This window comes from Rheinheimera sp. (genome assembly GCF_965283995.1).
Classification (GTDB): domain Bacteria; phylum Pseudomonadota; class Gammaproteobacteria; order Enterobacterales; family Alteromonadaceae; genus Pararheinheimera.
Genome location: NZ_CBDIQG010000001.1, coordinates 616,155 through 638,942 on the forward strand (window position 1 = coordinate 616,155; position 22,788 = coordinate 638,942).

Consider the following 22,788-nt stretch of genomic DNA (forward strand, 5'->3'; position numbering starts at 1 on the left):
GGTCTGGCTACACAACATGAAAAAACTCCAGTACAGCGCCATTGCACTCGCCTTAACTGCCATTTTATCTACGCCCCCGGTATTCGCCGAACGCGAAGCCGATCGCTTTAACCTGCAAACACAACAAATTCAGGGCCAGAGCGGCACTGTGGCTATGACCATCGAACAGGCGATGGCCCATCAGGATTGGCTCGGCCGCCAACCGGAGCTGGCCTATTGGTCTGCTGATAGCCAGTCGCTGATTTATCAGCGTAAACAAGCCGGCAATGAGCTGCGCGACTGGCATCAGGTTCGCATTGAGAACGGCCAGAGCACACAGGTGGCGTTAAATGATCTGGACGATGTCGGCGCTGCCGAGCAGGTATTTTCCGCTGATCGTAAATTTGCCGGCTGGATCTTCGAAGGCAATGTGTTTGTCAAAAGCCTCAGTGACGGCAAGATCAGCCAGCTGACGCGTAGCAATGATAATCGAATGGCACTGCAGTTTTTGAACGACGGCCGTGTCGCCTGGCGCCAGGGCTGGGATTTTTATGCGGTTGATTTAAATAGCGGTTTGCAGGTGCAACTGGCCAGTCTGAAACTGGAAGACGCGCCAACTGCACCGGCAGCCCCGCAAGGCTATCTGGCAGAAGAACAGCATAAGCTGATTAAATTCGTCGCGCTTGAGCATAAAAACTCAGTGGATTTGTACCAGCAGCAGGAAGCACTGCGCAAAGCCAATAATACTGTGGCAGTGGCACCGGTTTATCTTGGCAAAGATAAACAAATTTCCGACGCAGCGTTGTCACCGGATGGCAGCAAGCTGGTGTTGGCGTTAGGTGCTAAAACCCGCTGGAATGACGAGCGCGATATCATGCCAAATTACATCACCGGTAATGGTGATATCGCCGCACAGCCGGTACGCCGGCGTGTTAACGATCAAAAACCAGAACCAGAGCAATTTTTCCTGGTCGACCTGGTAACAGCAGAAGCGAAAGAACTGAAGCAAGACGTGTTGTCCGGTTTTGACGAAGATGTGCTAGCCAGTGTCAAAGCGGAAAACGCCAAACGCGATGGCAAAACCTATAAGTCCGAGAAAAAGCCGCGCGCGATCACGCTGATTAACGACTGGAGCTGGGATCAGTCTGCGATTCGCTGGAACGCCGACGGCAGCCAGGTGGCGTTGATGCTAAAAGCCTGGGACAACAAAGACCGCTGGCTAACCACTGTCGATTTTAAAAAAGCCGGTTTTGTTGAACAACACCGCTTACATGACGAAGCCTGGATTAACTACGACTTTAACAACTTCGGCTGGGCCTATGACAACCAGCTGTATTTCCTGTCGGAACAAAGTGGCTACTCGCATTTGTATTTGAAACCGCTCAAAGGTGAGGCCAAAAAGCTGACCAGCGGCAGCTTTGAAGTGAGCCAGCCGGTACTGAGTAAAGACCGCCGCAGCGTTTATTATCGCGCCAATGTGCAGCATCCCGGCATCTACAATGTGTATAAAGTTGCGCTGGACAGTGGCAAAACTACTGCGTTGACCCAGCTCAGCGGCAATCTGACGTTTAAACTGTCGCCAGATGAGCAAAAGCTGCTGGTGCGTTATTCCACGTCACTGCTGCCGGAAGAGCTTTATGTGATGGAGAACCAACCCAGCGCGCCATTAAAACGCCTGACTTATACCGTTTCAAAAGAACTGCAGAATATGGCGCTACAGGCACCGCAAGTCGTCGCAGTGCCTTCAAGCCACGGCAAAGCGCCGGTTTATGCCAAGCTGTACTTGCCTAAAGACTACAAACAAGGCGAAAAACGTCGCGCCGTCATTTTCAACCATGGTGCCGGTTATCTGCAAAACAGTGATTTAGGCTGGTCCAGCTATTTCCGCGAGTTTTTCTTTCATAACCTGCTGACACAAAAAGGTTATGTGGTGCTGGATATGGATTACCGGGCATCAAAAGGTTATGGCCGTGACTGGCGTACCGCGATTTATCGCCAGATGGGCACTCCGGAAATTGAAGATCTGGCGGATGGTGTGAACTGGCTGGTCGATAATGCGCATGTTGATCGGGCGCGGATTGGCACTTATGGCGGCTCCTACGGCGGCTTTATGACCTTTATGGCGATGTTTAAGCAACCTGAGCTGTTTAAAGCTGGTTCGGCGCTGCGGCCGGTTGGCGACTGGGCATATTACAATCACCCGTATACGGCAAATATCCTCAATACACCCGATGTTGACCCTATTGCCTATGAGCGCAGTTCGCCGATTTATTTCACCGAAGGCTTAAAAGGCCAGCTGTTGATTAACTCGCCGATGGTTGATGACAATGTGTTTTTCCAGGATTCAGTGCGCATAGTTCAGCGGCTGATTGAACATGAAATCAATAGTTTTGAAACGGCTATTTTCCCGGTGGAACCGCATGGTTTCCGTCAACCGAGCAGTTGGCTGGATGAATATCGCCGGATTGAAAAATTGTTTGACCGCACGCTGTAACAGGCAGGCTACGCTTTGTCACCAGCAATAGCCCCGCAAACCGGGGCTTTTTGCTGTTTAAGCCTGCTGTAAAAAAGCTTCGGCAGCCAAGGTCAGCTGTTCTGCGATCTGGTGACTTATCCGGTATTGTTGCAGGCGCTGCAGATTGGTCTTGCCGGCGGCAAGTTCGCTCAGCCAGTCGTCCAGCATGGCGTTGAAGCCGCGTTGGGTCAGGGTGGGCACCCAATCACCAAAGCCGAGTGGTTGTAAAGTGCCGGCGACACTGTGCTGACCACCACGCAGATTATCAATCTGCCAGTACCGGTCTTTGGCGAAAACCTCGAGCCGTTCAAAACTGGCGCCGGCACGCCGGTCCATCACAGCGCAAAAATCCCGGCCACTATGAGTAAATTGCAGCCGTACTTTTTGCAGCAGTTGCTGATCGCGCAGAAAATGCTGCTGGATGCTGAGGTCAGTGATATCGGTCAGCTCAGCCGCTACCACCAAGATATCAATCAGATGAATAAAATCGTCAAAAATCAGCTGACGGGGTGGTGCACTGTGTAAATGCCGGTGTTTTTGATAATGCAGGGCTTGTAAGGCTGCTTCCACTGGTTTGGCGCATAATGGCGCCTGATAAAGTGGCGCAAAACGACGGTTAAAACCCACCACAAACGGCAGGTTTTGTTTCGCAGCAAGTGTCAGTAACTGCTCGGTTTGCGCCAGTGAGTCACAGACTGGTTTGTCGATAAACAGTGGGATGCCTGCTTCGAGCACCGCCGTCGCCAACTGAAAATGACTGTTGGTGCTGCTATGGATCATCACCGCATCAGGGCGGCTTGCCAGCATGGTCGAAAAATCGGTGTAACAATCATCGATGCGGTATTGCTGAGCTAAACTACGCAGCACGCTGATATTGCGGCTGCATAACACCGGCGAGATCTGCGGATGTTGGCAGACCAGTGGTAAATAGGCTTTTTGCGCGATATCGCCAAGCCCGGCCAATGCGATCCGAAACATAAAATTTCCCGAAAAATCCGTGAGATATACCATATGGATTGTGCAGCAGCGCTAGCTTTGTGACAAGCGCCGTGACCGGGCAGGCGGCGCTGTTCAGCCCGTCAGTCGCTCGTCCGTATATCGTCAGTTGGGCACAACATCTGCTCGCTGGAAAACAGCGCTGGTAACTCAGCCGGGCCAAATAACGGCAGCTGCGGCGGGCAAACAAAGTGCAGCCGCTCACCGCTATAAGGCTGGTTAAAGCTCAGTTCAGTGGCGTGCAGCAACAAGCGTGGTGCGGCTTGTTGCTGTTCAGGTGTGGCATAAATAGTATCGCCAAGGATCGGGTGGCCGAGGCTTGCCAGATGCACTCGCAACTGATGTGAACGACCGGTGATCGGTTTTAACTGCACTAACGCCGAACAACGATCCTGCCACAATAACCGGTAAAAAGTTTGCGCTGCCTTGCCATGCTCCAGACAAACCTGATGACGTGGTGGCAGTCCGGTGGCGAGCTGCGGGGCCGCTGCCAGCGGTAAATCAATGAAACCGTCCGGTACCCGCGGGATGCCGGCGACACGGGCCAGATAGGTTTTTGCCACGAGTCGGCTGGCGAATTGTTGTTTTAACGCAGCTTCAGCTTTTTTGCGCAGCGCAAACACCATTAGACCTGAAGTTGCCATGTCCAGCCGGTGGATCAGATACAGTGGGTCAAATTGCTGTGCCAGCCGCTGTTGCACTGAATCCTGTAAGTGGTCAGCCCGGCCTGGATTACTTAACAGGCCGGATGGTTTTTCTACGACCAGCAGATCTTTGTCCTGAAAAAGGATTTTTGGCCAGGGCGCGCCGGGCGGCTGATAAACAAAGGCGTCAGACAAAATGGCAGCTCGATAGCAAAAACACGGATTCTAGCGAATTTCTGGCGATCGGCAACAGCTGCTTTTATAATGCCGGCCTTTGCAGCCTGTTTGAGCCCTGGTATGACTGATCTGACTGACCTTGCGGTATTGCCCGCCACCACTGAACGCTGGCAATTACTGTATCAGGACGAAGATTTAGTGATCGTCAATAAACCCACGCGGCTATTGACTGTGCCAGGCCGGCATCCGGCTAACCGCGATTGTCTGGTAAGCCGTGTCCAGTGCGAGTTTCCCACCGCGCAGGTCGTCCATCGGCTGGATTATGATACGTCGGGTATTGTGTTGTTACCGTTGCATAAAAAGGCGCTGTCTGAACTCAGTAAGCAGTTTCAGGCCCGCACAGTCAACAAGCAATATCAGGCGCTAGTGGCCGGAGAAATACCCTTCGAAGGCGAAATCGATTTGCCAATCGCGGCAGATATGGCACGCCGGCCTCTATATAAAATTTGTGCCGAACAGGGCAAAGCGTCTGTCACCCATTACCAGCGATTAAGTTTCATGCCGGACAATCAGATCAGTCGGGTGTCGCTGGAACCGCTGACGGGCCGCTCGCACCAGCTACGGCTGCATATGGCCAGTCTTGGTCACCCGATCTTGGGTGATGAATTTTATGCACCGCCGGCGTTACAGCAGCTGGCGGATCGCCTTTGTTTGCACGCCTGTTTTATCGGATTTCATCATCCAACAAGTGGTCAGTGGCTCGAATTCAGTCAGCCGCCGGCATTTTAACCGTGGCGACGGATCTGCTGGAAGCTGTGTAACACACCAAACAGTAATACGCCGCAGATGGCGCCATACAAATGCGCGTCAGTGGCGACGTCGGCTTCAATCAACAACACCAAATCACCACTGGCGCCATGCCACTGTTCCCAACCGACCTTCGCTGCAACACCGGCTAAGATCAGCCAGCCACTGGACCAGTGCCGCCGTACATCTTCACAGGCGCCATACACCAATAAAGTATGTAACCAACCTGATAAACCGACATATAAACCAATCGCCGGGCTCCAGAACAATAAACCAAGACTGATCAGTAAAAAACCACTGAGTAGTAAAAACAAAAACTGCCAACGCTGATAATAATTGCCGTGTAGCATCGTGATCACCATCAGTCCAGCCAGATTCATCGCCAGATGCCAGCTGTTGGTGTGCAGCAGATGACCAGTCCACAACCGCCACCACTCGCCGGCGAACACGGCTTGCCGGTCAAACTGTAACAATGGGGTCAATTCAGTACTGAACACTGCCAGTACCAGGGTCAGCCCTAACAAGGCTAAAGGTGCACAACAAGTGGTAAATAACGCAGAAAACTTCAAAGCAGAACCTCAACTGGGTAACAGCATGCAGTGTAACGCAATTGTGGCTTTAGTTTTACCTGATTTACACTGATTTTCCAAGCGTGCGGCAGAACCCCGGCCTATACCGGCTGATGTCATTGCAGAGCGCGCCGGTTCTGCGTTATGGTGGATTTTTGCAGTTGAAAGAGTTGTGTCTGCTTATGTTTCATCGTCGTCTTTGTTGTCGCCTGTTGTGGGGATCCGCTTTATTGATGCAGTCGTTCGGGCTGATTACTGTGGCACAGGCTGCAGGTCAGCAGGATCCGGAGGCGGCAACCGGCATTTTGCAAAAACAGCAGGTTAGTGCGCGTCAGTTTATGGTGGTATCCGCAAATCCTTATGCGTCCGATGCCGGTTATCAGATGTTGCAGCTAGGCGGAAGTGCGGTTGACGCTGCTGTCGCGATGCAATTAGTGCTGGGATTGGTGGAGCCGCAAAGCTCCGGCATTGGCGGTGGTTTGTTTATGCTGGCGTGGCAGGACAAAACGAAACAATTGCATACGCTGGACGGTCGCGAGACCGCACCTGCTGCGGCGACACCGGACTGGTTTGTGCAGGATGGGAAACTACTGGACTGGCCGCAGGCATTTGTTGGCGGTAAAGCCGTCGGTACGCCGGGCGTGATAGCGGCACTGGCACAAGCACAGCAAAAATTTGGTAAGTTACGCTGGGAGCAGCTGTTCGCACCGGCGATCGCGTTGGCTGAGCAAGGCTTTAAAGTGTCACCCCGCCTGCATATGTTGCTGTCAGGCAGCCGGCATCCGGGTCTGCAGCGTTTTACCAACAGCCGCGACTATTTTTATCCGGATGGAAAACCACTGCCGGTCGGTTTCGTCCGTAAAAACCCGGCTTATGCTGCATTACTGCGCAATATTGCCAAAGACGGTCCCCGGGCTTTTTATCAGGGCGACAATGCCAATGCGATTGTCAACGCAGTGAATCAGGCAACAATCAATCCAGGTCAAATGACGGCTGCAGATGTGCAGAATTATCAGCCATTGTGGCGTGAGCCGGTATGTGCGCCGTACCGTGAGGTAAAAGTCTGTGGAATGGCGCCACCAAGCTCTGGCAGCATCGCGGTGCTGCAAATGCTTGGTATTCTGAATCATTTTGAACTAAAAACCTTGAAGCCTGAGTCCATCGCTGCTGTGCATTTAATCAGTCAGGCCAGCCGACTGGCATTTGCCGACCGCGAACGTTACGCCGCGGACCCGGCATTCAGCCCGGTACCGGTCGCTGGTTTATTGGCGCCGGCCTACTTAAAGCAGCGCGCGGCCCAAATCAACCCAAAAGCGGATAACCCGCAAATTACCGCCGGTGTGCCGGAAGGTGCAGTGCCGCTTGGTGAGGCCAAAGCGCCGGAATACGCTAATACCAGTCATTTGTCAGTAGTCGATAAAGACGGCAATGCTGTCAGTATGACAACCAGTATTGAAAATGCCTTTGGCTCTGGCCTGATGGTCAATGGCTATTTACTGAATAACCAGCTGACCGATTTCTCTCTGCAGGCGCGTGACAACGGTTTATGGGTTGCAAACCGGGTTGAAGCCGGCAAAAGGCCAAGGTCATCAATGGCGCCGATGTTAGTGTTTGACAAACATAATCAGTTGCAAATGATCGCGGGCTCGCCAGGCGGCAGTCGGATCATTAACTACGTGGCGCAATCGCTGGTGGCAATGATCGACTGGCAAATGGGACCACAACAAGCCGCAGATCTGGCAAAGTTCACTCACCGCAATGATGTACTGGCTGTAGAAGAAGGCACGCCATTGGTGCATTTGCCGTTGCAGGAAATGGGCTATCAGGTGCGCGTCACCGAACTCAACAGTGGTTTGCATCTGATTAAACGGGATAAAGCTGGCTGGCTGGGGGGCGCGGATCCGCGTCGTGAAGGTGTGGCAAAAGGCCAATAAGCAAGCAGCATTAAATAAAGAGCGTTAAATAAAGGACAACCAACATGAGTGTTATTGCGGTCGCAGAACAAGGCGTTCTGACACTGACGCTGGCGCGGCCAGAGAAAAAAAATGCATTGTCAGCAACGATGTATCAGCAACTCAGTTCAGCTTTGCAGCAGGCGAGCAGCGATGACAATATTCGTGTGGTGTTGTTGACCGGCAGTGATAATTGTTTTTGTGCCGGCAATGATCTGGCTGATTTTCTGGCCGGTGGCAGTCTTAATCACGAGCACCCGACTGTGCAGTTTCTGCACATACTATCGCAGTTTGATAAGCCGCTGGTTGCGGCGGTGGCGGGACTGGCGATCGGCATTGGGACCACTGCACTGTTGCATTGTGATTTGGTCTACGCGACAGCAGATGCCCGCTTTCAGCTGCCTTTTACGGCTCTGGGGCTTTGTCCCGAAGCAGCATCCAGTCTGTTATTACCTAGGCTAATCGGTTACCAGCGTGCTGCGCAGTATTTATTGCTCGGTGAAGCGTTTAACGGTGAACAGGCGCTGCAGATGGGGTTGGTTAATCAGTTGGCGACTGCGGATACTTTGCTGGCACTGGCGCAGCAAAAAGCACAGCAGTTGGCGGCATTGCCGGCGCAGGCGGTCCAGCAGTCCAAACGTTTGCTGAAACAACCGATGCAGCAACAGGTACAGCATGTATTGCATCAAGAATTGGCTGAATTCGAACAACTTCTGCATAGTGATGATTGTAAGGCAGCGCTGAACCGTTTTTTCAGCCGTTAACCGGCGTGAAACAAAAAGCCCGCTGGAGAGCGGGCTGTGTAGAAATCTGGCCAGTTAAATTTTGGTGCGGGCAAACGGGTCGTCTTTAATCACGGCGACCAGCCACTTGCCGTTATGTTTCTCCATTTTCACCATCCGCATATTGACGACTTTTTCGTCGTTCTTTTTGCCGGTAAAAATCAGCATCACATCAGCCTTATCGGTATAAAACTCGCGCACATTCTTGTTCGTGTCTTCGATGGTAATTTCAACCTGATCAAAACTCATATTTAGTAATGTCCGGCCAACAGCTTTGGCAGAGGCATACCCATCCAGTACCCGCTTAAGGGATGGGACCGCATGGCGTTTTGCTTCTTTAATATCATTGTTTACCAACAAGGCTTTAAAAAAGTCGACCGCGGTTAGTTCAGGTGAATCTGTAGCAGTTGCAGCAGAGCCTGCAGCTGCCTGCACAGCAGGCTCGCTTTGAGCGGTTGTACTTGCCGGAGTTGAATCACCGCAAGCAGTGAGCAGGACAACAGCAGCGATGCTGCCCATAGAACGCCAATTTATCATTTAAAGAACGCCATGACTAAATCTGAAATTTCCAGCAGTGTGCGATTCCGTACGCTTGCTGTAAAGCAAAAAAGGCTGCACAAGGCAGCCTTTTGCGACTTAACCAATTAAGGTCAGGCTTGCAGCTCAGCTTCAGTAAACACGTCGGCAAACAAGGCGCTGGACAGATAACGCTCTGCCGATGAAGGCAGGATCACCACGATATTTTTTCCGGCGAACTCTGGCGATTCGGCCAGACGTTTAGCGGCGACTACGGCAGCTCCAGAAGAAATACCGGCTAAAATGCCTTCTTCTTTCATCAGTCGGTGTGCCATTGCAATCGCGTCGTCGTTGCTGACAGTTTCAACGCGGTCGATCAGTTCCAGATCCAGGTTGCCCGGGATAAAGCCTGCACCGATGCCCTGAATTTTGTGCGGGCCTGGTTTGATTTCTTCACCAGCCAGCTTTTGGCTAATGACCGGTGAATCGGCTGGTTCTACCGCAACGCTAATCAGTGGATGCTTTTTCTCCAGCTTGATATAACGACTCACACCTGTGATAGTCCCGCCGGTACCTACGCCTGCGACAAAAACATCAACATTACCGTCGGTGTCATTCCAAATCTCAGGGCCTGTAGTATCAAAATGAATTTGCGGGTTGGCCGGGTTTTCAAACTGCTGTAACAACAGATATTTGTCTGGATCTGACGCCTGAATTTCTTTGGCTTTTTCAATAGCACCTTTCATGCCTTTTGGCCCTTCGGTCAGCACCAGATTGGCGCCTAAGGCTTTGAGCAGTTTGCGGCGCTCTAAGCTCATCGTCGCAGGCATGGTCAACGTCAATGGGTATCCACGGCTTGCAGCGACAAAAGCTAATGCAATACCGGTATTGCCTGAAGTGGGTTCGATCAGCTCTTTGCCAGGGCCTAACAAGCCTTTTTTCTCCGCATCCCAAATCAGGGCGGCGCCTAAACGGCATTTGACGCTGAAACTTGGGTTACGGGCTTCGATTTTCGCGTAAACGTTACCGGTGGTGACACGTTTTAATTTGACCAGTGGCGTGCGGCCGATTGACAATGAGTTGTCTTCATAAATGTTTGCCATACAGAGCTCCAGACATATAGAGAATTTGCCCCAGCATACCCGCTGGTATTAAAAACGAAAGTAGCGTTTTGATATAAGTTATACAACTTACTGTTATAAGCAATTCAAACAAATCCGAGGTTCAGATGCGTTTCGACAGCAATGCACAATATATAGTGACGGCGGAGCTCGCGCTCGCAGTGAATGCAGCAGTGACGTTGCAAAAGCCTCTATTAATCAAAGGTGAGCCCGGCACCGGTAAAACTGAACTGGCCAAAGCCTTAGCTGCTGCGCTCGACACTGATTTACTGCAATGGCATATCAAATCGACGACCAAAGCGCAGCAGGGCCTGTATGAATACGATGCTGTGTCGCGGCTGCGTGACAGCCAACTCGGCGATGCCCGGGTCCATGATATTGCCAACTACATTAAACCCGGCAAATTGTGGCAAGCCTTCACCGCGGCCAAACGGCCGGTGTTGCTGATCGACGAAATCGACAAAGCGGACATTGAATTCCCGAATGACTTACTGCATGAATTAGATCAGATGGCGTTTGATGTCTACGAAACCGGTGAAACTGTTCGCGCGGTGCAGCGGCCGGTGGTGATCATTACTTCTAACAATGAAAAGGAGTTGCCCGATGCGTTTTTACGCCGCTGCTTCTTCCATTACATCCGTTTCCCGGATGCAGAGGCTTTAGAGCGAATTGTTGACGTGCACTTGCCGGGTTTATCAAAAATTCTACTGACAGAAGCGTTACAGAGTTTCTTTGGCCTGCGTGAACTACCAGCGTTAAAGAAAAAGCCTTCGACATCCGAATTAATCGACTGGTTGCGACTACTGCTGGCCGAGCAGGTCACGCCAGAGCAGCTGAAACAAAGCCGCGAGACGGGCGGATTGATGCCATTGTTTGGTGCTTTGTTAAAGAACGAACAAGATGTTGCACTGGTGGAAAAACTGTTGTTTATGGCAAAACGGGCGCGCTGATGCTGAGCGGTTTCTTTCTGACGGTGCGCCGTCATGGTGTCAAAGTCAGTATCACTGAATATCTAGATTTGTTGCGCGCGCTGCAGCAACAACTGGTGTTTGCCGATTTGGAGCAGTTTTATCAGTTGGCCCGGCTGTGTTGGGTCAAGAATGAAACCGACTATGACAAGTTCGACCGCGCCTGTGGTGAGTATTTCGATGGGGTGGAGCAGCTGGATTTACTCAGCGCCATTCCCGATGACTGGCTGACGCCGGGTTTTATCCGGCAGTTATCCGACGAAGACAAAGCCGCACTGCAAAGCCTTGGTGGTCTGGATGCCTTGCTCAAAGCCTTCCGCGAACGATTGGAAGAGCAGCAAGGCCGGCATGCCGGTGGCAATAAATGGATTGGCACCGGTGGTAGTTCACCGTTTGGCGCTTACGGGTTTCACCCGGAAGGGATGCGGATTGGCCAGCAAGGCAGTGGCGCGAGGCGAGCGGTCAAAGTCTGGGACAAGCGCCAGTTCCAGAGTCTGAGCAGTGATGAAGTACTGAACAACCGCAGTTTGCAACTGGCGCTACGCCAGCTACGGCGTTTTGCCCGTAGTGGCGCAGAAAATGAGCTGGACTTAAATGACACCATCAGCGCCACGTCCAAACAAGGTGGCTTGCTCGATTTACGTTACCAGCGTGAGCGGCACAACGCGGTTAAACTGTTGTTATTGTTTGATATCGGCGGCTCGATGGATGATTACATTCATGAATGCAGACAGTTATTCAGTGCCGTGCGTGCTGAATTTAAACATCTCGAATTTTTCTATTTCCACAATTGTGTTTATGAAACGCTGTGGCGCGATGAAAAACGCCGGCCGCAGGATGCTGTGACTACGACACAACTTCTGCACACTTATGGTCATGATTACAAACTGATTTTTGTTGGCGATGCGACGATGGGCCCCTATGAAATCAGCTATCCGGGTGGCAGTGTTGAGCACTATAACACTGAAGCCGGTGAAGTCTGGTTACAACGGTTACTGACGCAATTTCCGCAAGCGGTTTGGCTCAATCCGCAACCGGAAAGCTGGTGGCCACATTATGCCTCGATTGCACAGATCAATAAGTTGTGTCAGGGCCGGATGTTTAGTCTCACTCTCGATGGTTTAGCCAGCGCGATCAATCAGTTAAAGCATAGAAACTAAGGCCTTGCCGCAACGTGAACCGGTTGTTACTATCGGGTAATAACCGTGAGTGGGAGTCGCTTTGATGCCTGAGAATAAATACGATTTACCGGCCACGCCGGTGCCACAGGGCGAAACCGGTACACCGTTAACCCGTCGCGAAACACGGGAAATTGTCACACCCTATGCCTTTGAAGTCTGTCCGAATCTGCTTGGGATGCCAACTGCGCACCCGTTGCGCAGAGCTATTGCGATGGGGATTGATGGCCTGATCATCTCAGGCCTCGCCAAAGCCAGTTTGCTGCTGATTTTACCGGTGATGACCTATCTCATCTGGTTCCGGCTACAGGCAAAAAAATTTAATCATGTTTTTGTGCTGCTGTTCGCAACCGCGTTTATGTGTGCCTCGGCGACCTGGATGCCTGAACTTATCGTCGAAGAAGATTCACAGCAAACCGTCGGAGAAACTGAATTAAGCGCAGAACAGGCAATGGTACTGGCCACCAGCGCGCTGAAAATCCAGGCTGAGAGCTGCAAGCTCGAATGCATGGAAAAAGAGCTGGCAAAGGTGGCGAAAATGTTGCGAAGAGCCGGCGTGGACAAAGTGGCCGCCAATGAAATGCTGGACGGTTTAGTGCAGGGGTCAGATTTTCCGGCTGCGCAATGGCCAACCTATCGAGAGGCTTTGTTAAAAGACCTGCCCGAAGCCGCGCCGGTCGTAAAGGCTGAAGCCAAACCTGCACAGGCGGCACCAGCACCTTTGCCTTGGTATTTACCTGATGAAAACACCCATAGTGTGGTGGCTTGGGTCAAAGGGATCTTCGCGGATTTAGGCATTGGCGTCGGCTGGGCGGTGTTTTATTTCACTGCCACTATTGCCTGGTGTCATGGCCAGACCATTGGTAAGAAATTGATGCTGATTAAAGTGATTCAACTGGATGGCAAAGAGTTGAGTCTGTTTGGTGCTTTCAGCCGTCAGGGTGGTTATGGTGCAGGTATTGCGACTGGTCTATTAGGCTTTTTGCAAGTTTTATGGGATCCGAACCGGCAGGCCATTCAGGATAAAGTCGCTTCAACCGTCGTGATCCGGCTTGGCAAAGCCAAACGCCCCCTGACGCATTAAGATATTGCCGACAGCGGCAGTCGCAGAACGCTACTGCCTTTGTCTTTCCTGCTGAGTTATACTGCAACTTTTATCACCCATCCGACCAGATCCAACGTTTATGGTGCGGAGTAGCGGAGAACGCATGAAGCCAATTCTGATCACAGGTTCAGGTGTCTTTACACCCACTGAAACTGTCAGCAACGAAGAGCTGGTCGCCAGCTTTAATCAATATGTCGATTTATTTAATACCGAGAATGCACCGGCAATTGCAGCGGGCGAAGTGGCAGCACTGGAATATTCCAGCTGTGAATTTATCGAAAAAGCCTCGGGTATTAAATCGCGCCACGTGCTGTATAAAGACGGCATTCTCGACCCGCAGGTCATGCAGCCGGTGTTTCGTCGCCGTAATGAAGATGAAATGCCGGAAATGGTTGAAATGGCTTTGGCAGCTGCAAAGGAAGCCATTGCGCAGGCCGGCAAAACGCCGGACCAAATTGATTTAATCATCTGTGCCGCATCAAATATTCAAAGGCCATATCCGGCACTATCGATTGAACTGCAGCAACAGCTTGGCGCCAAGGGTTATGCCTTTGATATGAATGTTGCTTGTTCCAGCGCCACTTTTGCCATCAGTAATGCGGTCAATGCTATTCGCGGTGGCACTGCTTCGGTCGTCCTGGTGGTGAACCCTGAATTTGCCTCGCCGCAGGTTAACTATACCAGCCGTGATAGTCATTTTATTTTTGGTGATGTCTGCAGCGCGACTATTATCGAAGCGGCCGAAACGGCAACTGCTGATAACAGTTATGAAATTATCGGCATGCGGTTAAAAACGGAATTTTCCAACAATATCCGTTGTGACGTCAGTTATGTTGAACATTGTTATCCGGATGCTGATCCGTTGACGCCATTTTTCCGCCAACAAGGCCGCAAAGTATTTAAAGAGTTATTGCCGTTGGTTGCAGATGTCATCGAAGGTGAAATGGCATCTTGTGGTTTGACGGCGCAGGACTTAAAACGGCTGTGGTTGCATCAGGCCAATATCAATATGAATATTTTTGCCGTGCGCAAAATTCTGGGTCGTGAACCAGAAGCGGGAGAAGCACCGCTGGTGCTCGACACTTATGCCAATACCGCATCGGCCGGTTCAATTATTGCTTTCCATCAAAACAAACAAGGCCTGGCCATTGGCGACCACGGTGTATTGTGTTCGTTTGGTGCCGGTTATTCGATTGGCTGCCTGATGCTAAAACGGGCGCGCTAAATACCACTAATATCAGCTAAAAAGGCGGCCTCGTGCAGATCTGCAGGCCGCCTGTTGCTGATGTTGTCTTGCTTTGCGTGATGCAGGCTGTTTATAGCCGGATCAGCGAATTCTGCTCATAGGACAGTGGTGAAGGCACAAAGTCGTCCGCCTGCTCATCATTGCGCCAGTCGTTGTGGCCTAAGCGGTAACGAAACTGAAAGCTGCTGTCGTTCGGCAAGGTCAGCGTCAGGCTGAAATCGCCATTCTTCTGCTTTTTCATTTCATTGTCCTGCCAGTCGTTAAACTCACCGACCAGAACCACAGATTCGGCAGCTGCCGCTTGCTCGGCCGGTACGACAAATGTCACCTTACAGGCTGGTTTTGTTTTCAGGTATTGCTTGCTGATTGCCATGATTTACTCCGTTATGCTGAAAAGATCCAAGTGCCCGGCCATACCTTAAGATTTGGGCGATGTGGCAAAACTAGCATAGTCTGTTTGACAACAACATGACACGCCACGGCGATCCGCACTGAAAACGTATGCGGTTCCGGACTCATTGGTGAACAATATATGCAGACACGCCTGTTGTTCGTGCGTTTGCAGTCATAAACAGCTTTAAATGCAGACTGAAGCAGGGTGGCTGAAATATTTGGCAGTATCAGCCGTCAGCTATGCGCCAACGGTAGATGAACACCGGGAGCAACCGCTTGCTCCCGGCTTGTTGATCAACACTCGATAATATTGACAGCCAAACCGCCGCGGGAAGTTTCTTTGTACTTGCTCTGCATGTCGCGGCCAGTATCCCACATGGTTTTAATCACTTTATCCAGCGAGACTTTGTGCTCACCGGTGCCACGCAGGGCCAGACGCGACGCGTTGATGGCTTTTACCGCCCCCATCGCATTACGTTCAATGCAAGGCACCTGTACCAGACCACCGACCGGATCACAAGTCAGGCCAAGGTTGTGCTCCATACCAATCTCGGCAGCGTTTTCGACATTGTCGACTGAGCCACCAAGAATTTCGGTCAGCGCACCAGCGGCCATCGAACAAGCGACACCAACTTCACCCTGGCAACCGACTTCGGCACCAGAGATTGAGGCGTTTTTCTTATACAAAATGCCTATCGCAGCGGCGGTCAGCAAGTAACGGGTGTAGATCGCTGGTGTGACCGGCTGGATAAATTTGTCGTAATACATCAGTACTGACGGAATAATGCCGGCAGCGCCGTTGGTTGGCGCTGTCACCACGCGGCCACCTGCGGCATTTTCTTCATTGACTGCCAGCGCAAATAAATTGACCCAGTCCATCACCTGCAGCGGATCTGAGCTTTTTTCTGCGCACAAACGGTTATACAAAGCCGGCGCGCGACGTTTAACTTTCAGGCCACCTGGCAGAATGCCTTCAGTGCGCATGCCGCGTTGTACGCAGTTGTACATGGTTTGCCAAATGAGGCCCAGTTCGTCCTGGATCTGTTGTTCAGTGCGCAGCACTTTTTCGTTTTCCATCATCAGTGCGGCTATCGACAGGCCATTTTCTTTACACAGTTTCAGCAGTTCAGCGCCGCTGTTAAACGGAAATGGCGGTGGATTGCTGGCAGCAAACTGACTGGCGGCCTTTTTTTCATTGGCAAAATCTTCGGCTTTGACAATAAAACCGCCACCGATCGAGAAATAGATTTCACTGAACACAATTTCTTTGTTGGCATCAAAAGCAATTAGCTCCATGCCGTTGCTGTGTTCTTTGAGGGTTTTACGGCGGTGGAACACAATAGCGCCGTCGCGCGGGAAATTCACCACATGGCCGGATGCTAAAGTGATTTGTTGCAACTCATCCACTTGTTTCAGGATGCCTGGCACCTGATCCGGATCACAGTTTTCCGGCAAAAAACCACACAGGCCGAGGATCACCGCTTTACCGGTGCCATGACCAATGCCGGTCTGGCCTAAAGAGCCATACAATTCGGTTTTGATACTGGTAACGTCTGCCAACCGGCCGCTGGCGGCGAGATTCTCGGTAAATAACTTGGCGGCGCGCATTGGGCCGACGGTATGAGAGCTGGACGGACCGATGCCGATACTGAACATGTCAAAAGCACTGATAATCATAGGGTTGTCTTTTATTGCCTTATAAGAATACGACGATTGTACCGGATGTCTTGCGGTTCTGTAACTGATGCTGTCACTGGTCAGTGCTGCTTACAACAATTCTGAGCATTTCGCGGCAAGTGAACGTTACTGTTGGTTGCAGAAAAGCTGTATTCAGCGCGCTGGCGGCGCAATTTGCTGTGCCAGCTTATACAACATTTCGGCACTGGCACCCCAAATCAGCTGTTGCTGCCAGGGGATAAAATGCAACTGTTGCCGGCGACCACGCAGTGGCCATATTTCCGTTTGCCGGCGCTCTGCCGACAGCGCTTCATGCAGTGGCAGCAAAAGTACCGAATCCACCTCGGTTTGTTGCAGCGTTAAATCCGGCAGTTGGTCGAGGACGCCAAGCCAGGGCTCAACGATAAAACCGGTTGACGTATTGATGGCCGGTAACTTGCCGAGTAAGCGGATCTGCGTGGTGGCAATACCGGTTTCTTCATAGGTCTCGCGCAGCGCTGCGGCACTCGATGTTTCACCGGCTTCGATCCGGCCACCGGGAAAACTGATTTGGCCCGGATGGTGGCGTAGATGCAAAGCGCGTCGCGTCATCAACAGGGTCCAGACGCCATGATGGCGGAATATTGGTAGCAATACTGCGGCGTTTGGCTCCGTTTGCTCGACCTTGTGCTGTGGTGACGGCTGTAGCAGAAACCGGCTGATCCAGAGTTCAGTCTCGGTTACATTCATTGCTGTTGCCCATGACCTTGCATCAGCACAGGTAGGATTTTGCCGACTTTGTCATAGGTTTCCTGATATTCCGCCGTGCCTTGTGAATCTGCGACAATGCCGCCGCCGGCCCAGCAATGGATCTGCTGATCCGCTACCACCAGCGTGCGGATCGCGATATTGGTGTCCATGTGACCATGCTGACTGATGTAGCCAATGGCGCCACAATAGACATTACGCCGGTGTGGCTCCAGCTCTTCAATAATTTGCATTGCCCGCACTTTGGGGGCGCCGGTAATAGAGCCGCCGGGAAAAGCTGCGCGCAATGCGTCTATAGGCTGATACAACGCGTCCAGTTGTCCGGTCACTGTGCTGACCAGATGATGCACCGCCGGAAAAGACTCGATAGCAAACAGCGCGGGAACGCGAACTGTGCCTGGTGTGCAAACCTTACCAAGGTCATTGCGTAGCAGATCCACAATCATCACATTTTCGGCGCGATCTTTTGTCGATTGACGCAGCGCTTCTGCGCTTTGTGCATCCAGCTCGGGATCAGAAAACCGTGGTTTCGTGCCCTTAATTGGCTTGGTCTCCACCTGCCTTGCTTTCACCTCGATAAACCGCTCCGGCGAAATCGACAGCACCGCCGCATCAGCCAAACGGATAAAGGCCGAAAAGGGCGCCTGATTAGTGTGCCGCAGCTGCAGATAAGCACTATAGGCGTCGCCTTCAAAGCCTGCAGTAAAACGCTGCGCCAGATTAATCTGATAACAGTCGCCGCTTTGCAGATATTGCTGAATACGCTCGAATTTTTGCAGATAGTCCGCCTGGCTCATATTGGCTTGCCACGGCGATGTCAGCGCAAACCCCGCTGCAGATGACGGTTGGCCGGGAGGCTGCAGCGCGTCGGCAAACAGCGTCTGAAACGCTGGGAAATGCTGTTCCGCCTGACCTTTCGCATCAACAAACCACAGCTGCTTCAGCTGTTTGTCCAGCACCAGTGCGTGGCGGTAGATGCCGATAGCCAAGTCAGGCACCTTGATATCAGCCAGCGCCAGCTCTGGCAGTTTTTCGGTGACGCGGCCGAGGTCATAGCCAAAAAAACCAACAGCGCCGCCAACAAAAGGCAGCCCGGTTGCGTCCGCCGGTAATTGCGGCAAGAGCTCAAGTTGCAGTTGTTTCAGCAGTTCAAAAGGGTCCGCGTCGCTGACTTGTTGACGCGGCTTCGCCGAGTCGAAGTAGTGCACCTGACAATGCCGGCCCGTCGCCGTCAGGCATGCCAATGGCCGGCACACCAGAATGTCATAACGGCTGTTGGGGTGGTCGGGGGCAGCCGAATCGAGCGACATCGCAAATGGCTCGGCTGCGACCTTACGAAAACAGCCGGTTAAATCGGACACTGCCGACGACACAAGAAACTGCACAGACATAACGACAGACTCAATCAATTTTCGGCGGCAGCAGGAAGGTCAGAACCGATGAATTCAGCATGAACTGACTAGCCGCCTCTACAGGATGCGCGTTATGATAGCAGCCCTGCTTAAAATGAGAAGCAGTGCCGGACCAGGCAAGGGTCGGGTGCTGTAAAAACACCATGTGCATATAGCATTAAAAAAAGATCAGGGCAGCCGGTGCGCTGACTGCCCCTAACCACGCAGAAGGGCACCCTATGACGGTTATTCGCCAGCAAGATTTTATCGATAGCATCGAAGATGCATTGCAATACATTTCTTATTACCACCCGTTGGATTTTATTCAGGCCTTAGAAAAGGCGTACCACAAAGAACAAAATCCGGCCGCCAAAGACGCCATCGCACAAATTCTGATTAACTCACGGATGTCCGCTCAGGGCCACCGGCCTATTTGCCAGGACACCGGTATCGTCACCTGTTTCGTCAATATCGGTATGGACGTGAAGTGGGACAAAACCGACATGACAGTGCAGGAAATGGTCGATGAGGGCACCCGTCGTGCTTACATGAACCCGTTAAATCCGCTGCGGGCCTCGATTGTGATGGACCCGGCCGGTACGCGTAAAAACACCAAAGACAACACGCCTGCTGTGGTGCATATCAATCTGGTCGCCGGCCATCATATCGAAGTGGCCATCGCCGCCAAGGGCGGTGGCAGCGAAAACAAAACCAAAATGGTGATGTTGAACCCGTCTGATTCTGTGGTTGATTGGGTGCTGGAAACTTTACCAAAAATGGGCGCTGGCTGGTGTCCGCCAGGCATGCTCGGCATCGGTATCGGTGGTACCGCGGAAAAAGCAGCGGTTCTGGCCAAAGAAGCGCTGATGGAAAGCGTCGATATGCAGGACCTGCTGGAAAAAGGTGCGCAAACCGGCGAAGAGAAACTGCGTGTTGAGCTGTACGAAAAGGTCAATAAACTCGGGATCGGCGCGCAGGGTTTGGGCGGCTTGACCACCGTGGTCGACGTCAAAATCAAATCAGCGCCGACGCATGCTGCGTCAAAACCTGTGGTGATGATCCCGAACTGCGCGGCAACCCGTCACGTGCATTTCCATTTAGATGGTTCAGGCCCGGCACACTTACCAGTACCAAAACTGGAAGACTGGCCAGAAGTGACCTGGGAATTAGGCCAGAACGTGCGTCGGGTCAATCTCGATACAGTTACACCTGCGGACGTACTGGAATGGAAAGCCGGTGAAACGGTGTTGTTGTCCGGCAAGATGCTAACTGGCCGTGATGCGGCACATAAACGTATTGCCGATATGCTGGCCAAAGGTGAAGCACTGCCGGATGGCGTCGACTTCAAAAACCGCTTTATCTATTACGTTGGCCCGGTCGATGCAGTCGGTGATGAAGTCGTGGGCCCGGCAGGCCCAACCACTGCGACGCGGATGGATAAATTTACCGACATGATGCTGGGTCAAACCGGCTTACTTGGCATGATCGGCAAGTCTGAACGCGGTGATAAAACCGTCGCCAGCATTAAAGAGCACAAAGCGGTGTATCTGATGGCCGTCGGTGGCGCTGCCTATCTGGTATCCAAAGCAATCAAAAAATCTCGTGTGGTGGCTTTTGCCGACTTAGGCATGGAAGCGATTTACGAATTTGATGTCGAAGATATGCCGGTGACTGTTGCTGTCGATAGCCAGGGCAATAACGTGCACGACCAGGGGCCGGCGATTTGGAAAGTCAAAATCGCCGAGGCCGCAAAAGCCTGATAAGCTCGATAAACAGCGCGTCTGCAGGAAACTTCAGGCGCGTTTTTACAATAAGAACTATATAAACAACCAAATTTGCGACAACGGAGTATCCAGATGAAAGCTTGGGGAATTCTGGTCAGTGCCTTGCTGGTGGCAGCAGGGGCACAGGCGAAAACCAATCTGACGATTGAGCACTTAAACAAACTGAATAAAATTTACGACGTCCAGGTCTCTCCGGATGGCCGTTATGTCGTTTATGGCCAGAAAAATGGCGGCCTGGCGCCAGCCGACACCACAGCTGACCTGTATTTACTCGATGTACAGGATGGCAACAAAGTGCGTCGTCTGACCGAAAGCGCCGGTCGTGAGCACGATGTGCGGTTTAACGCCGACGGCACCGCTTTATATTTCCTGGCCGACCGTTCCGGCTCCAGCCAGCTGTGGCGCTTGCCACTGACCGGCGGCGAAGCCCGTCAGGTGACTGATTTGCCAATTGATGTGCAGGGTTACATGGTGTCGGCAGATGACAAAAAGTTAGTGCTGACGCTGGACGTGAAACCAGGCTGTAAAGACTTGGCCTGCACCGTCGCCCACAACAAAACCACAACCGAGAAAAAAGATAGCGCTACAGCTTATGATTCCTTGATGGTTAGACATTGGGATACCTGGGAAGATGGTCTGAAGAATCATTTCTTCGTAGCTGACATCACTGAAACCGCCGTCAAAGATGCGAAAGACTTAATGCCGGAGTGGGACACTGATGTTGCTGGTACCAGCGAAGCTGCGTTTACCCCGGATGGTAAGAACCTGGTGTTCAGTGCCAAAATCCCGGCTGTTGATCAAAGCTGGCATACCAATTTTGATATTTTTCAGGTGTCGTTGAACGGCGGCCAGAAAATCAATCTGACCAAAGACAATCCGGCCTGGGATGCCAAACCAAAATTCTCCGGCGATGGGCGTTATATGGCTTACCTGGCGATGAAAAAGCCAGTGTATGAAGCCGACCGTTTTGGCTTGATCCTGCTGGATTTGGTGACTGGCGAGCGCAAAGAACTGGCGCCGCAATGGGACCGTTCGGTTGACGACTATGTGTTTGCGCCGGATAACCGCACCGTTTATGTGACGGCGCAGGACTTAGGACAAAAAGGCATTTTTGCTATCGACCATGCTTTTGGTGAAGTTAGTAAAGTCTATAGCAACGGCAGTGCAGGCGATGTCGCAGTGCGCGGCACTAATGTGTTTTTCACCAATCACCAGCTCAATGCGCCGGCTGACATTTATCAGCTGAAAAACAGCGGTGGCGAAGCTTACCCGCTGACGCAGGTTAACGCATTGACCCTGAAAGACATTCAGCTCGCCGAATTTGAACAATTCAGTTTCCCGGGCGCCAACGATGAAACGGTTTATGGCTACTGGATGAAGCCGTGGAACTTTGAAGCCGGCAAAAAATATCCGATCGCCTTTATTGTCCATGGCGGCCCGCAAGGCAGTTTTGGCAATATGTTTAATACCCGCTGGAATGCGCAGTTGTGGGCCGCGCAGGGCTATGGTGTCGTGATGATCGATTTCCATGGCTCGACCGGTTATGGCCAGGCTTTCACTGATTCGATTGCACGGGATTGGGGCGGTAAACCGCTGGAAGATCTGAAAAAAGGGTTGGCGTTTGTCACCGAACAACAGCCATGGCTGGATAAAGACAATGCCTGTGCTTTAGGCGCGTCTTATGGCGGTTTTATGATGAACTGGATCGCCGGCAACTGGACTGATGGCTTTAAATGTCTGGTAAACCATGCCGGCTTATTTGATATGCCAAGTTTCTATGGCAGCACTGAAGAACTCTGGTTCCCGGAGCATGACATGGGTGGCCCGGTTTGGGATAAAGCGGCGGATTATCAGAAATTTAATCCGGCAGCTTTTGTTGACAACTGGAAGACGCCGATGCTGGTTATTCATGGCCTGAAAGACTACCGGGTGCCTTATGCACAAGGTCTTGGCGCATTTACCACGCTGCAGCGTAAAGCGATCCCGTCCCGTTTGGTGATTTTTCCGGATGAAAACCACTGGATCATGAAACCTGCCAATGCAGAGCGTTGGTATAACGAAATCTTCAGCTGGATGAAACAACACACAGCAAAGTAGTCAAGTTATTTTACAGAAGAAGCCCGCTATCAGCGGGCTTTTTGTTATTCACGCGCCATGGTGGTGCGTTTATCAGTGAAAAGTTGCTATCTGCTACTTAAAGGTTGCAAATACAAAACCCTTGTATATCTTTGAAGAACAACG

19 protein-coding genes are annotated in these 22,788 nt (G+C 51.8%); 10 read left to right on the plus strand and 9 right to left on the minus strand.

Features of this window, described 5'->3' with window-relative positions:
• The first annotated feature begins 16 nt into the window (after window positions 1–16).
• Window positions 17–2,473, plus strand: coding sequence for a prolyl oligopeptidase family serine peptidase (locus tag ACQ66Q_RS02860; RefSeq protein ID WP_430455399.1), 2,457 nt, complete (start codon window positions 17–19; stop codon window positions 2,471–2,473).
• Window positions 2,474–2,530: 57 nt separating this feature from the next.
• On the opposite strand, the gene ACQ66Q_RS02865 is transcribed toward ACQ66Q_RS02860, so the two are convergent.
• Together ACQ66Q_RS02865 and ACQ66Q_RS02870 are read right to left on the minus strand one after the other, a co-directional pair.
• Window positions 2,531–3,472 carry a Gfo/Idh/MocA family protein gene (locus ACQ66Q_RS02865; protein WP_430455400.1) on the minus strand — a complete coding sequence of 314 codons (942 nt, stop codon included), beginning with the start codon at window positions 3,470–3,472 and terminating at the stop codon, window positions 2,531–2,533.
• A gap of 101 nt (window positions 3,473–3,573) precedes the next feature.
• Window positions 3,574–4,329 carry an RluA family pseudouridine synthase gene (locus ACQ66Q_RS02870; RefSeq protein WP_430455401.1) on the minus strand — a complete coding sequence of 252 codons (756 nt, stop codon included), beginning with the start codon at window positions 4,327–4,329 and terminating at the stop codon, window positions 3,574–3,576.
• 102 nt (window positions 4,330–4,431) lie between these two features.
• On the opposite strand from ACQ66Q_RS02870, the gene ACQ66Q_RS02875 reads away from it, so the two are divergent.
• Window positions 4,432–5,100, plus strand: coding sequence for an RluA family pseudouridine synthase (locus ACQ66Q_RS02875; protein ID WP_430455402.1), 669 nt, complete (start codon window positions 4,432–4,434; stop codon window positions 5,098–5,100).
• Here ACQ66Q_RS02875 and rrtA read toward each other — a convergent pair.
• Window positions 5,097–5,687 (minus strand): rhombosortase, encoded by a 591-nt coding sequence (rrtA, locus tag ACQ66Q_RS02880; protein WP_430455403.1) that lies wholly within the window; start codon window positions 5,685–5,687, stop codon window positions 5,097–5,099. The genes ACQ66Q_RS02875 and rrtA overlap by 4 nt on opposite strands.
• A gap of 233 nt (window positions 5,688–5,920) precedes the next feature.
• Between rrtA and ggt the strand changes: the two genes are divergently transcribed.
• Together ggt and ACQ66Q_RS02890 are read left to right on the plus strand one after the other, a co-directional pair.
• Window positions 5,921–7,621 carry a gamma-glutamyltransferase gene (ggt, locus tag ACQ66Q_RS02885; RefSeq protein ID WP_430455404.1) on the plus strand — a complete coding sequence of 567 codons (1,701 nt, stop codon included), beginning with the start codon at window positions 5,921–5,923 and terminating at the stop codon, window positions 7,619–7,621.
• Window positions 7,622–7,665: 44 nt separating this feature from the next.
• Window positions 7,666–8,403 (plus strand): enoyl-CoA hydratase-related protein, encoded by a 738-nt coding sequence (locus ACQ66Q_RS02890; RefSeq protein ID WP_430455405.1) that lies wholly within the window; start codon window positions 7,666–7,668, stop codon window positions 8,401–8,403.
• Between the two features lie 54 nt (window positions 8,404–8,457).
• On the opposite strand, the gene ACQ66Q_RS02895 is transcribed toward ACQ66Q_RS02890, so the two are convergent.
• The gene (locus tag ACQ66Q_RS02895) at window positions 8,458–8,940 is read right to left on the minus strand and encodes a hypothetical protein (protein ID WP_430455406.1); all 483 of its coding nucleotides are present in this window, start codon (window positions 8,938–8,940) and stop codon (window positions 8,458–8,460) included.
• 131 nt (window positions 8,941–9,071) lie between these two features.
• Window positions 9,072–10,040, minus strand: coding sequence for a cysteine synthase A (gene cysK / locus ACQ66Q_RS02900; RefSeq protein WP_430455407.1), 969 nt, complete (start codon window positions 10,038–10,040; stop codon window positions 9,072–9,074).
• Between the two features lie 125 nt (window positions 10,041–10,165).
• On the opposite strand from cysK, the gene ACQ66Q_RS02905 reads away from it, so the two are divergent.
• The 4 genes from ACQ66Q_RS02905 (at window position 10,166) to ACQ66Q_RS02920 (ending at window position 14,534) form a co-directional block, all read left to right on the plus strand.
• Window positions 10,166–11,008: an AAA family ATPase gene (locus ACQ66Q_RS02905; RefSeq protein ID WP_430455408.1), complete on the plus strand. Its 843-nt coding sequence runs from the start codon at window positions 10,166–10,168 to the stop codon at window positions 11,006–11,008.
• A complete protein-coding gene (locus ACQ66Q_RS02910; RefSeq protein WP_430455409.1) occupies window positions 11,008–12,186 on the plus strand; it encodes a vWA domain-containing protein in 1,179 nt (392 codons plus the stop codon). Before ACQ66Q_RS02905 ends, ACQ66Q_RS02910 begins: the two co-directional genes overlap by 1 nt.
• Window positions 12,187–12,250: 64 nt before the next feature.
• A complete protein-coding gene (locus ACQ66Q_RS02915) occupies window positions 12,251–13,288 on the plus strand; it encodes an RDD family protein (RefSeq protein WP_430455410.1) in 1,038 nt (345 codons plus the stop codon).
• Between the two features lie 124 nt (window positions 13,289–13,412).
• Window positions 13,413–14,534, plus strand: coding sequence for a beta-ketoacyl-ACP synthase III (locus tag ACQ66Q_RS02920; protein ID WP_430455411.1), 1,122 nt, complete (start codon window positions 13,413–13,415; stop codon window positions 14,532–14,534).
• 91 nt (window positions 14,535–14,625) lie between these two features.
• Here ACQ66Q_RS02920 and ACQ66Q_RS02925 read toward each other — a convergent pair whose 3' ends face one another.
• From ACQ66Q_RS02925 to pabB, 4 genes are all read right to left on the minus strand, one after another.
• Complete coding sequence (locus ACQ66Q_RS02925; protein ID WP_430455412.1) at window positions 14,626–14,928, minus strand: isoamylase early set domain-containing protein; 303 nt, start codon at window positions 14,926–14,928, stop codon at window positions 14,626–14,628.
• A 314-nt stretch (window positions 14,929–15,242) separates the two neighbouring features.
• The gene (locus tag ACQ66Q_RS02930) at window positions 15,243–16,625 is read right to left on the minus strand and encodes an L-serine ammonia-lyase (RefSeq protein ID WP_430455413.1); all 1,383 of its coding nucleotides are present in this window, start codon (window positions 16,623–16,625) and stop codon (window positions 15,243–15,245) included.
• 153 nt (window positions 16,626–16,778) lie between these two features.
• On the minus strand, window positions 16,779–17,354 hold the full coding sequence (locus ACQ66Q_RS02935) for a CoA pyrophosphatase (protein ID WP_430455414.1): 576 nt from the start codon (window positions 17,352–17,354) through the stop codon (window positions 16,779–16,781).
• Window positions 17,351–18,763 carry an aminodeoxychorismate synthase component I gene (gene pabB, locus ACQ66Q_RS02940; RefSeq protein ID WP_430455415.1) on the minus strand — a complete coding sequence of 471 codons (1,413 nt, stop codon included), beginning with the start codon at window positions 18,761–18,763 and terminating at the stop codon, window positions 17,351–17,353. The genes ACQ66Q_RS02935 and pabB overlap by 4 nt, the downstream gene beginning before the upstream one ends.
• Before the next feature lie 239 nt (window positions 18,764–19,002).
• On the opposite strand from pabB, the gene ACQ66Q_RS02945 reads away from it, so the two are divergent.
• Window positions 19,003–20,523, plus strand: a complete 1,521-nt coding sequence (locus ACQ66Q_RS02945; protein WP_430455416.1) for a fumarate hydratase — start codon at window positions 19,003–19,005, stop codon at window positions 20,521–20,523.
• A 96-nt stretch (window positions 20,524–20,619) separates the two neighbouring features.
• A complete protein-coding gene (locus ACQ66Q_RS02950) occupies window positions 20,620–22,644 on the plus strand; it encodes a prolyl oligopeptidase family serine peptidase (RefSeq protein ID WP_430455417.1) in 2,025 nt (674 codons plus the stop codon).
• The last annotated feature ends 144 nt before the right edge of the window (window positions 22,645–22,788 follow it).